Source organism: Acinetobacter sp. USHLN143 (assembly GCF_037145695.1).
Classification (GTDB): Bacteria; Pseudomonadota; Gammaproteobacteria; order Pseudomonadales; family Moraxellaceae; genus Acinetobacter; species Acinetobacter fasciculus.
In genome coordinates this window covers 17,523-29,633 of the sequence record NZ_JBBCWZ010000037.1, presented here as the reverse complement: position 1 = coordinate 29,633, position 12,111 = coordinate 17,523, and the positions used below count along the sequence as shown (strand labels likewise).

Genomic DNA, 12,111 nt, shown 5'->3' with positions numbered 1-12,111 from the left:
AGGTATGTGTTGCCTGAGAGGAGGGTTAGAAGTTGCCCACGAGTTGTGAAAGGAAAACCACAGAAATACCCAAGAAAATGCCAGTCAATTTCTTAACTGACTGGCATTACTCAATTGAGGGCTTTTTTGATGTTTATTAGATAATTACTTTCCAATACAGAATGAACCGAAGATCTTGCCCAGCAGGTCATCTGCACTGAAATCACCAGTGATCTCACCCAAGGCATTTTGCGCCAGACGTAAGGACTCTGCCACCAGTTCACCGGCGTTATACACCACCAGTTGCTCACGCGCCTCAGCTAGATAGAGCTGGGTGCGCTTCATTGCGTCTAAATGACGGGTACGTGCGATAAAGGTATCTTCTTCGGGTTGGAAGCCTGCATGCGCTGTAATCGCTTCTATGAGCGCTTGAACACCGGTTTCCTGCTTGGCAGAGACTGCGATATGCCGGAAACCATTTAAATCGCCAATTATAGCTTCAGCCCCGGTCAGGTCACATTTATTGCCAATCAGCATCAAACGTTTCGGTCCAATATGTTCAGCAAAATATTCCTGAGCAAGTTGCAGCGGATCTTCGCCCTGGCTTAAGTCATAGACCAAGAGTAATAAATCAGCCTGTTCAATTTCTTTAATCGCGCGGCGGATTCCTTCTTTTTCTACGATATCGCCGGTTTCACGCAAGCCTGCGGTATCGGTGAGGGTGATCGGCAGACCATTTAAGGTAATTTTTTCATGCAGGACATCACGGGTGGTACCGGCAATATCGGTCACAATCGCGCGTTCAATTCCAGCCAGCGCATTCAGTAAGGAAGATTTACCGGCATTCGGTTTACCCGCAATTACCACCTGTAAACCTTCACGTAACAACTGACCTTGACGTGCAGATTGCTGTACTTGAGTGACTGCACTGGATACGCCATCCAGCAGATTTAAAATCTTGCCATCCGCCAGAAAGTCGATTTCTTCTTCCGGGAAATCAATTGCGGCTTCCACATGCAAACGCAGGTGAATCAGCTGCTCAAGGACTGCATTGACTTTGGTCGAAAACGCCCCTTGCAAAGAACGTACTGCAGAACGGGCAGCCGCTTGCGAAGTTGCATCAATCAGGTCGGCAATTGCTTCAGCCTGCACCAGATCCAGTTTGCCATTTTCGAAGGCACGCATCGAGAATTCACCGGCCTTGGCTGCAGTGGCGCCCAGCTCCAGCAAACGGCCAAGCAAGGCATTCTGAATCACCGGACCGCCATGACCTTGCAGCTCTACGACATCTTCGCCGGTAAAAGAGTTTGGATTCGGGAAGCAAATCGCCAGTCCTTCATCCATGACTTCGCCGGCCGCATCATAGAATTGGCGGAAACCGGCAAAACGCGCTTTTGGCAGCTCTTTTTGTGTCAGTTGCTGGGCAATCTCATAAGATTTTGGACCTGACAGGCGAATCACCCCAACGCCGCCACGTCCTGGTGGAGTTGCAATCGCAGCAATAGTTGTGGTTCGGTTGAGCATAAAATTCACCTGCAAAGACTCAAAAGTACAGCCAAAAAAAATCCGCCTAAGATTACCATCTTAAGCGGATTTATTCAGCCTATCCGTACAACTTAGTTGACTGGAGTGGCCTCATCACGTTTCGCGCGATCTTTGGCAACAGACTTGTTAATCAAAGTTTGTTGCAGAATCGTGATCAAGTTGTTGACGATCCAGTACAGAACCAAGCCTGCCGGGAAGAACAACAAGAATACGGTAAAAATGATCGGCATAAACTTGAAGACTTTCGCCTGCATTGGATCAGTTGGTTGTGGATTTAACGACTGTTGGATATACATGGTCAAGCCCATCAACAACGGCAGAATGAACCAAGGATCCATTGAAGACAAATCCTGAATCCACAGCATCCATGGCGCATGACGCAGTTCCACAGATTCCATCAACACCCAGTACAAGGCCAGGAAAATCGGCATTTGTAATAACAGCGGTAAACAGCCGGCAAGCGGATTGACCTGTTCACGTTTGTACAATGCCATCATTTCTTGAGAGAAGCGCATGCGGTCTTCACCGAACTCTTCTTTCATGCGTTGCATTTCTGGCGCAATCACACGCATTTTCGCCATCGAGCGATAGCTCTTCGACGACAATGGCCACAGGATCACTTTCACCAAGATGGTCAACAGAATAATTGCCCAGCCCCAGTTACCCACCAGACCATGGAAGAATTCAAGACCAACAAACAGTAATTTCGCAATTGGCCATAACCAACCATAATCAACCGTCTGGTTTAAACCCGCAGCCAAATCTTTCAGTTCTGACTGGATTTTTGGACCTGAATAGAAAGTCGCATCAATTTCAGCTACTGTACCTGCTGGCACATTGAACGTCGGGGAGGTAAAACCGATGATGTTCATGTTATCGGTTGATTTACGTGATTCAAGCTTGGCGCTATAAGCTTCGCCATTGCCTTGAGTCAACTTTAGCTGACCTGGAACCCATGCACTGACAAAGTAGTGCTGTACCATTGCCACCCAACCACCTGTCGCTTCAGTACTGACTTTTTCTTCAACAAAGTTGTCGAATTTAAGCTTGTTGTACTGCTCGTCCGGGGTACCCCATGCACCGCCCAGGAATGTTCCCAGCGTAAAGATCCCCTGATCAGATTTGCCTGGATCTTCCGAGTTATCGCGTTTGATCTGACCGAACATCTGACCTTGCCAGGTCTGGCCACTGCGGTTGACCACTTTGTGATTCACTACGACCGGATATTCACCTTCAGTGAAATTGAAGGTCTTAATGATCTCGATCCCGTCAGCGGTTTTAAACACTAGCGGTACAGACAATACTTTCAGGTTTTCACCATCTTTGGATTTGACTGTTTTCGCATCTGCCAGGGTATAAGCAGTTTTTTCCAGCTCATACATTGGACGGCCGTTACGGCTGCTGTCCGGTCCATTCAGACCGATCAGGCCAGACTGGGCGACATAAGTACGTTTCGCATCGCTTTCCAGCATGACGAAAGGTTCATCGCTATCTTTGTTCTTGTCATGATTGAGTAATTCAATACGAACAATATCACCACCCTTCGGATTGATCCAAAGATGATAAAGGTCAGTTTGTACTGAAATAAGCTGCTGACTTACAGGTGCTGTGGCATCCGTGGCTTGCTGTGCTGGCACATTTGCTTGTGGCAGATCAGAGGCAACTGTAGCCGTCTGACCATTTGGCAAATCTGCAGATACGTCATGTGAAACAACAGCAGTTTCCTGCTGCGGTTTTGTTTCAGCATTTCCATAATCTTTTTGCCACGCCAAAATGAGCAAATATGCGACAACAAACATGGCTCCGAGAATTGCAATCCTGGCCCATTGTTGCATATGTATTACCCCAAGTGGTGAGAGTGATTTTGGTTCAATAAACGATCACGAAAGGGTACAGCAACGTGAAGCGTTTGAGAATCTATTTGCTGAAATGAAATAAAACGAATCGCTTTTGAGGGAACAGGATCATATCCCGAGCCCCCCCACGGATGACAACGGCAAATACGTTTAGTAGCCAGCCACACTCCACGCCCAGCGCCATGCATCTGGACTGCTTCCAAGGAATATTGAGAACAAGTTGGAATATAACGACAGCGCGGTCCAAGAAGAGGACTAATCGCAATCTGATAGAAACGGATCAACCAATGCAGTAAACGTACCATTGGCCAACTCTACTTTTGTGGGGAGGGGGCTATTTTTGAATGCTTTTTGGCGAGACGGTTCAGTTTCTGCCAGGCAAATTGTAATTGCTGGTGCAATTCTGCATTAGGCACTGCTTCAACACCCATTTTCGGCATGATTACAATGTCTAAGTCATCTAATTGCTGTTGATGCAGGCGAAAACTTTCGCGAGCAAGTCGTTTTACTCGATTTCTTTCGTGTGCACGTCGCACTTTCTTCTTGGCAACAACTAAACCCAAACGGCTATTTGGCAGTTCGGAACGTTTTGCAAGAAATAAGAAATGGGGTTGATGCACTTTAAAAAGCGCACCATCAAAGACACCTTTATAATCGGCAGCACAGCGTAATCGCAACTCTGTGCCAAAACTATAAAGTTTTGTCATAACACCCAAAATCGTCTTAGCGTAACTGATTAAACAGTTAAGCTATGACGACCTTTTGCACGACGGCGAGCTAATACTTGACGACCAGCTTTAGTAGCCATACGAGCACGGAAACCATGAACACGCTTACGCTTTAATTCAGACGGTTGGAATGTACGTTTCATATTGAAACTCCAAAAAATGATCTTTCTATGAAGGTCCGCGATTTTAGTGCTCATTGCTTGAGCTGTCAATGCAAAAGCGGTTTTCTTTTCAAATAAGATCAAAAAAGATAAAGACCCTGGTTTTTCAAAGAACTGAATAAAAAATAGTTCAATTCAAGTTAATCACAAATTAAGTTATTGTTATATAAATATATATAAGTTATAAACAACTCTATCAACAAAGTTATCCACATGTTATCCAGAGTTTAAATTTAACTTACGGTTTTGAATTTAAATTTGAAGTTTTTTGAGTTATCCACAAAAACCAGTGATCTTATAAATAAATTCAAATTTATAAATTTAAATTTATTACTATTAGGGAGCACTTTTTCTATGGATAAGCCACTTTTTATTTAATTAAACATAAACTTATATTGTGGATAAAACTGTTTCTATTAATTTTATACTTTGTGGATAACTTTATGATATATTTTATCCACAGCTTGCGGATAAACTTATCCACACTGGGTTTTAAATTTAATTTTATGCATGGTGATTTCTTTTTGCACAGTTTTTGTGGAAATTGCCATGACAGATGTGGATAACTTGGTTAGAATGGCGACCCGCTTTTGGTCGCGGTCATCTTTTTTGAATGAACAATGGAATGAATAGGGGATTCACATGCTTTGGACGGACTGCTTAAATCGCCTGCGACAAGAGCTCTCTGGAAATGTCTTTACAATGTGGATTCGCCCATTGGTTGCAGAAGAGCTGGAAGACAGCTTGCGTTTGTATGCACCTAATCCTTACTGGACGCGTTACATTCAGGAACATCATCTGGAACTGATTACGATTCTGGCAGAACAGTTGTCTGAAGGACGGGTACGCAAGGTCGAGATTTTGGTCGATTCACGTCCAGGGGCGATTTTATCTGCCAGTGAACAACCGGCGACCACGACTGCGGCATTGACCTCGACACCGATGCCAGTGCCGAAGCCGAAGAAAGAAAAAGAAGACAGCGGCAAAAATAGCCGTAGACGTCAGTTGAATCCATTGTTTACCTTCTCGCTGTTTGTGGAAGGCCGATCGAACCAGATGGCAGCAGAAACCTGTCGCAAGGTACTGACCCAGCTGGGGGCTTCACAGCACAACCCGTTATTTTTATATGGTCCGACCGGTCTGGGTAAAACCCACTTGATGCAGGCGGTCGGCAATGCGCTGTTGCAGGCCAAGCCGAATGCACGCGTCATGTACATGACCGCAGAAAGTTTTGTACAGGACTTTGTCAGCTCGTTGCAGCAGGGTAAAGTCGAAGAGTTTAAGAAAAACTGCCGTTCTCTGGATTTATTACTGGTCGATGATATTCACTTGCTGGCCGGTAAAGAGGCCAGTCTGGTCGAATTTTTCTACACCTTTAACGCACTTTTGGATGAATCCAAGCAAATTATTTTGACTTCGGATCGTTATCCTAAAGAGCTGACAGAGCTGGATCCACGTCTGGTTTCACGTTTTTCTTGGGGTTTGTCGGTCGGGGTTGAACCGCCAGATATTGAAACCCGAATTGAAATTCTGCTGAAAAAAGCAGAAAGCAACCAGGTCGATTTACCACGTAACTGTGCGCTGTTTATTGCCCAGCAGGTGGTGGCTAACGTGCGTGAGCTGGAAGGTGCGCTGAACAAAGTGGTGGCGATTTCACGTTTTAAAGGTACGCCAATTGATCTGGATGTGGTGCGTGAATCTTTAAAAGATGTGCTGGCAATTCGTGCCCGTACCATCAGTACTGAAAACATTCAGCGTGTGGTCAGTGAATATTTCCGGATTCCATTGAAAGAACTGGTCGGTCCAAAACGCACTCGGATTTATGCCCGCCCACGTCAGCTGGCGATGGGTCTGGCACGTGAATTAACAGGCGACAGTTTTCCGGAAATTGGCATGGCTTTTGGGGGGCGTGATCACAGTACCGTGATGCATGCCTGCGAGAAAGTACAGAGCCTGCGGGAAGAAGATCCGATCTTTAACGAAGACTATAAAAACCTGCAACGTCTATTGCAAAGTTGACCTAAATCGCTCAAATTCTATTCTTGCTATGCGGCTGCTTTTGCCGCATAGTAAACCGTCAAAAAAATCACTTTTTCTATATTAATCTTCAGCTTTAGAGGAATGCACCGTGCGTTTAAAAATCGCGAAAGAAAGCTTACTGAATGTTCTCTCACATGTCGTAGGAGCGGTTGAACGTCGCCATACCTTGAATATCCTGTCTAACCTGAAAATTCAGGTGACTGCGCAAGCATTGACCGTTACCGGTTCCGACCTGGAAGTCGAACTGGTGGCGAGTACAGCACTGGCTGAAGGTGCATGTTTGCAGGAAGGTGAGACCACAGTTCCTGCACGTAAGCTGATTGATATCTGTAAGTCACTTCCTTCAGCGGCATTGGTGGATTTACATATTACTGAAGATCAGCGCTGTATCCTTAAATCGGGCAACAGCCGTTTTGTATTGGGGACATTGCCTGCTGATGATTATCCATTACTGAACACTGAAAACACCCAAGGCACGCAAGTAACGGTGACACAGCGTGAGCTAAAACGTCTATTTGAAAAAACTGCTTTTGCCATGGCAGTTCAGGATGTACGTTTTTACCTGACCGGTACTTTGCTGGAAATTGATACCAATCAGCTACGTGCAGTCACTACCGATGGCCACCGCCTAGCACTATGTGAAACAGCGGCACAATCTACTGCAACACAGCCGATTCAGGCGATTGTGCCACGTAAGGCCGTTGCAGAATTACAGCGCCTGCTCAGCGTTGAAGATGAGCAATTATCTCTATTGATCGGTCGTGAACTGCTCAATGTGACCATCAATATGCCAAGCCGTGACAAGGAACAGGCGGATATTACCGTGCGTTTCACCACCAAGCTGATTGATGGTAAGTTCCCGGATTATCGCCGTGTGATTCCACGTGGTGGCGACAAAGTGGTGATGATCGCACATGACGTGTTCAAGCAGTCTTTGCAACGTGTGGCGATTTTAAGTAATGAAAAGCTGCGTGGTGTGTTTCTAAACTTTAATGCCGATTCTTTGCAACTTCGCGCCAATAACCCGGAGCAGGATGAAGCGATTGAAGATCTGGCGATTCAATATGCTGATTCTCCGCTAGAAATGTCATTTAATGCGCAGTATCTGATTGAAGTACTCGGTGTGCTTGATGGCGATGATGTGTCAATGACCATGACTGAAGCGAATCAGTCTGTCTTGGTACAAGACCCGGCGCATACGGATCAAACCTATGTCGTCATGCCGATGCGTGTTTAAGCCGCGGCTCTTGATATTTATATAAGACATGCATATTACGCGTTTACATATTGAGCGTGTGCGGAATTTAAAGACGGTTGCTCTCCACGGATTGCAGCCGTTTAATGTTTTTTATGGCCAAAATGGTTCAGGTAAAACCTCGATTTTAGAGGCGATTCATTTACTTGCTGCTGGTCGTTCTTTCCGTACCCATATTCCCAAAAATTATATCCAGCATGGCGCACAGGATGCGATTGTGTTTGCACAATCTGCGACTGAAAAAATAGGCATGCAAAAAATGGCCAGCGGGGAACAGTTGATCAAGGTCAATGGCGATCTAGTGGCAACTCAGGGACAACTGGCCAAACTGTTACCCTTGCAACTGATTGATCCACAAAGTACCGATATCATCGATCATGGTGCCAAACCACGACGTCAATTGCTCGACTGGTTAATGTTCCACGTGGAACCAGAGTTTTATCATGCCTGGCAATATTATTCTCGTGCGCTGAAACAGCGAAACAGTCTGCTCAAAAGCAAACGTTTTCTGAGTCTGTCTGATGTAGAACCGTGGAACCAGATGCTGAGTGAATATGGTGAAATTCTACATTCACAACGGGTCGGCATCGTGGAACAATGGAAGCCATTTTTTGAAGATGATCTGAAACAGTTATTACCTGAATTGCAAGTCAGTCTGGAATACAGTCCGGGCTTTCATAGTGAAACCGGCCTGCTAAATGATCTGACCAACCAGCATGAAAAAGACTGTGAGCGACGCTATACCGAATATGGCCCACATCGCGCAGATTTGCGTTTAAAGACCCCGATGGGGGATGCTGATGTGATCCTGTCGCGCGGACAGAAAAAGCTGCTGATGATCGCACTAAAACTGTCGCAAATCGCAATGCTACATTCTTGTAATAAGGAAACTGTGGTATTATTAGATGATGTGACAGCAGAATTAGATTTAACCGCACAACAACGTTTAATTGAGCGATTGAGCCAACTTGGTAGTCAAGTTTTTATTACCACCTTAGACCATGAATCAGTACAAAAGCACTTACATGATTTGTCTATCTCATATCAGTTATTCAGTGTTGAAAACGGTACAGTTCAAGTTGTGCAATAATATTTTTTGAGTTTTACCCATCTTTGGATAGACCTATTTTTCACTAGGGAGAAACCATGAGTTCAGAAGATCAAGCTGCTTCTCAAACAGAACAAACCATTGAAAAGGCTTATGATTCCTCTAGCATCAAGGTATTACGTGGTTTAGACGCAGTCCGTAAGCGTCCGGGCATGTACATTGGTGATACAGACGATGGTACAGGCCTGCACCACATGGTGTTTGAAGTAGTCGACAACTCGATTGATGAAGCCTTGGCAGGCCACTGTGATGAAATTATAGTGACGATCCATGAAGATGAATCGGTTTCAGTTTCTGATAATGGTCGTGGTATTCCGACCGACATTCACCCTGAAGAAGGTGTGTCTGCAGCAGAGGTGATTTTAACCATTCTGCATGCCGGTGGTAAGTTCGACGACAACAGTTATAAAGTGTCTGGCGGTCTGCATGGTGTCGGTGTTTCCGTAGTCAACGCACTGTCTGAAAAACTCGAATTGACCATTCACCGTGCCGGTAAAATTCATGAACAAGAATACCGTCATGGCGATTCTCAATATCCATTAAAAGTAGTGGGCGATACCGATAGAACCGGTACTCGTGTCCGTTTCTGGCCAAGTGCCGAGACTTTTAGTCAGACCATTTTTAATGTTGATATTTTGGCGCGTCGTTTGCGTGAACTGTCGTTCCTGAACGCAGGTGTGCGTATTGTGCTGCGTGACGAACGCATTAATGCCGAGCATGTCTTTGATTATGAAGGTGGTCTGTCTGAGTTCGTTAAATATATTAACGAAGGCAAAACTCACCTGAATGATATTTTCCATTTCACTGCTGCACAGGCCGATAACGGTATTACGGTAGAAGTCGCATTGCAGTGGAATGATTCTTATCAGGAAAATGTACGTTGCTTTACCAACAACATCCCGCAAAAGGATGGTGGTACGCATTTGGCCGGTTTCCGTGCTGCGTTGACCCGTGGTTTAAACAACTACATGGACAGCGAAAATATCCTGAAAAAGGAAAAAGTTGCGGTATCGGGTGATGATGCGCGTGAAGGCCTGACTGCCATCGTGTCAGTCAAAGTACCTGATCCAAAATTCTCTTCACAGACCAAAGAAAAACTGGTGTCGAGTGAAGTGAAAACGGCTGTTGAGCAAGCCATGAACAAGGCATTTTCTGAATATTTATTGGAAAATCCACAAGCAGCCAAAGCGATTGCTGGCAAGATCATTGATGCAGCACGTGCGCGTGATGCAGCGCGTAAAGCACGCGAAATGACACGTCGTAAGAGTGCGCTGGATATTGCCGGTCTTCCAGGTAAACTGGCCGATTGTCAGGAAAAAGATCCAGCTTTGTCTGAACTGTACCTGGTCGAGGGTGATTCTGCAGGTGGTTCAGCCAAGCAAGGTCGTAACCGTAAAATGCAGGCGATTTTACCGCTGAAAGGTAAGATCCTGAACGTGGAACGTGCCCGTTTTGACCGCATGATTTCCTCTGCTGAAGTTGGTACGCTGATTACCGCACTCGGCTGTGGTATTGGTCGTGAGGAATATAATCCGGACAAACTGCGTTATCATAAAATCATCATCATGACCGATGCTGACGTCGATGGTTCACACATCCGTACGCTGCTGTTGACCTTCTTCTTCCGTCAAATGCCAGAACTTGTGGAACGTGGTCATATCTATATTGCCCAGCCACCACTGTACAAGCTGAAAAAAGGCAAGCAGGAACAGTACATCAAGGACAATGATGCACTGGAAACTTACCTAATTTCGAATGCGATTGATGAGCTGGAACTGCATATCAGTGCAGAAGCGCCTGCGATTCGTGGTGAAGCACTGGCGAATGTGATTGCTGATTATCAGACTTCCCAGAAGAGCTTGGCACGTTTGACCCAGCGTTATCCTGCGAGTCTGCTTGATGCATTACTGTCACTGGAAGGTTTTAAGCTGGATCAGCTGGAAGACAAAACCTATGTGGAAACATGGGGTGAGAATCTGCGTGCAGCGATTGAAGCCATTCAGCCAACATTACGTCCAGAATTAACCCTGGAGCGTTTTGAAAAAGAACTGGCAGATGGTCAAAAAACTGCAAGCTGGTTGCCACGTATCACGATCTATGTACATAACTTGCCACATAGCTACCTGTTAGACTCAGTACTGTTAGGTTCAAGTGAATATGCACGTTTATTAAAGAATTCAAAGAGCTGGTTTAGTCTGCTTGAAGATGGTGCATATTTGCAAAAAGGCGATCGCAAGATTCAGGTCAGCAATTTCCATCAGGTTTGGCAACATATCTTGCAGGACTCACGTCGTGGCATGATGATCCAGCGCTATAAAGGTCTGGGCGAGATGAATGCGGAACAGTTGTGGGAAACCACCATGGATCCAGACAACCGTAACATGCTGCAAGTGACAGTTACCGATGCGATTGAAGCGGATCGTATGTTCTCTTGCTTGATGGGCGATGACGTAGAACCACGTCGTGCTTTCATTGAAGAAAATGCCTTGAATGCAGATATTGATGCATAACCCTTCAGGATAAAATCAGATATAAAAAAGCGCCTTTCGAGGCGCTTTTTTTAGACCAATTTTTTTACTCATATCCTGTGAGCTAGGCAAAATAAAGTAATTTTGGACCGATTTTTAGATATGGAACGGGTTCATTTAGGTTTTAAAAAGCCAAGTTGAGTAAGCCAAATCGACTCTAAGAAAGGGTTTATGTATAGAGATTACCAACTCGGGAGAATACCTGAAATCTGGAGTGAATCTATCGTTATAAAAATGATCTGCATCAGAACTTCTAAAATAATTTTTGAATAGGAAAGTGAGGTAGAAAGAAGTTCTTTATACGATGAGAAGTTTGCATGCAGTTAACGACACTAGGTGAAAACTGGATCAGTCAAAGTGGTATTTAAAGATGCGTGTAATAAAAACAGATCGAATACTTTAGGTGGATTCGACTAAAAAATAATAAATCGCCTATTCAGAAGATCCAATATCTCAAAAATAAATAAAAAGCTGCTAAAACTAAATTTTAAATTTTCAATAGCTTATAAGAAACTTGGTCTAATACGCTAAATAATACGTGAATAATATTGCTTCAAGCATCTAGAAAGCCTGATCAGAGATGTGGATAACTCTAAAGTTATCCATAATTTTTATGTGAATAAGATAGTATTTTTCCGCAAGCTTTAATCCACGTATTAATTCTTTATTTTAAATTCAAATTTGAAATCGATTATCTTGTGGATAAGTGTTTTTAAATTTAAAATAGCATTTTAAATTTAAAGCTAGATTTGGCGATATATTGCTAGTATGACCAGACTATTCCTTGGATTGGTTTTAAAATAAAAAATTATTATAAATTAAATACTTGTAAATATAGTGTAGTTTCTCTAATCATTACCGTGGAACATATTGTTAACTAAAAACTCAAGATGTAGCTAAACTACATAATT

Annotated in this window: 9 protein-coding genes; 4 read left to right on the top strand and 5 right to left on the bottom strand. The window is 44.2% G+C overall.

The window, feature by feature from the left end; genetic code table 11:
* Positions 1 to 144: 144 nt before the first annotated feature.
* The 5 genes from mnmE to rpmH all read right to left on the bottom strand — a co-directional run bounded on the left by mnmE (position 145) and on the right by rpmH (position 4,251).
* Positions 145 to 1,503, bottom strand: coding sequence for a tRNA uridine-5-carboxymethylaminomethyl(34) synthesis GTPase MnmE (gene mnmE / locus WFH18_RS10660; RefSeq protein WP_005252976.1), 1,359 nt, complete (start codon positions 1,501 to 1,503; stop codon positions 145 to 147).
* Between the two features lie 92 nt (positions 1,504 to 1,595).
* Positions 1,596 to 3,359, bottom strand: a complete 1,764-nt coding sequence (gene yidC, locus WFH18_RS10655; RefSeq protein ID WP_005245552.1) for a membrane protein insertase YidC — start codon at positions 3,357 to 3,359, stop codon at positions 1,596 to 1,598.
* A 5-nt stretch (positions 3,360 to 3,364) separates the two neighbouring features.
* Complete coding sequence (gene yidD, locus WFH18_RS10650; protein WP_004281931.1) at positions 3,365 to 3,685, bottom strand: membrane protein insertion efficiency factor YidD; 321 nt, start codon at positions 3,683 to 3,685, stop codon at positions 3,365 to 3,367.
* Between the two features lie 9 nt (positions 3,686 to 3,694).
* Entirely contained in the window at positions 3,695 to 4,087 is a 393-nt protein-coding gene (gene rnpA / locus WFH18_RS10645; protein WP_121980066.1) for a ribonuclease P protein component, read from the bottom strand.
* A gap of 29 nt (positions 4,088 to 4,116) precedes the next feature.
* Positions 4,117 to 4,251, bottom strand: coding sequence for a 50S ribosomal protein L34 (gene rpmH, locus WFH18_RS10640; RefSeq protein WP_000831329.1), 135 nt, complete (start codon positions 4,249 to 4,251; stop codon positions 4,117 to 4,119).
* A 660-nt stretch (positions 4,252 to 4,911) separates the two neighbouring features.
* On the opposite strand from rpmH, the gene dnaA reads away from it, so the two are divergent.
* The 4 genes from dnaA to gyrB all read left to right on the top strand — a co-directional run bounded on the left by dnaA (position 4,912) and on the right by gyrB (position 11,182).
* Complete coding sequence (dnaA, locus tag WFH18_RS10635; protein WP_004281934.1) at positions 4,912 to 6,288, top strand: chromosomal replication initiator protein DnaA; 1,377 nt, start codon at positions 4,912 to 4,914, stop codon at positions 6,286 to 6,288.
* 109 nt (positions 6,289 to 6,397) lie between these two features.
* Positions 6,398 to 7,546: a DNA polymerase III subunit beta gene (gene dnaN, locus WFH18_RS10630; RefSeq protein WP_005252973.1), complete on the top strand. Its 1,149-nt coding sequence runs from the start codon at positions 6,398 to 6,400 to the stop codon at positions 7,544 to 7,546.
* A gap of 28 nt (positions 7,547 to 7,574) precedes the next feature.
* Positions 7,575 to 8,654, top strand: coding sequence for a DNA replication/repair protein RecF (gene recF, locus WFH18_RS10625; RefSeq protein WP_004281936.1), 1,080 nt, complete (start codon positions 7,575 to 7,577; stop codon positions 8,652 to 8,654).
* A 56-nt stretch (positions 8,655 to 8,710) separates the two neighbouring features.
* A complete protein-coding gene (gene gyrB, locus WFH18_RS10620; protein ID WP_148335201.1) occupies positions 8,711 to 11,182 on the top strand; it encodes a DNA topoisomerase (ATP-hydrolyzing) subunit B in 2,472 nt (823 codons plus the stop codon).
* Positions 11,183 to 12,111: the final 929 nt, after the last annotated feature.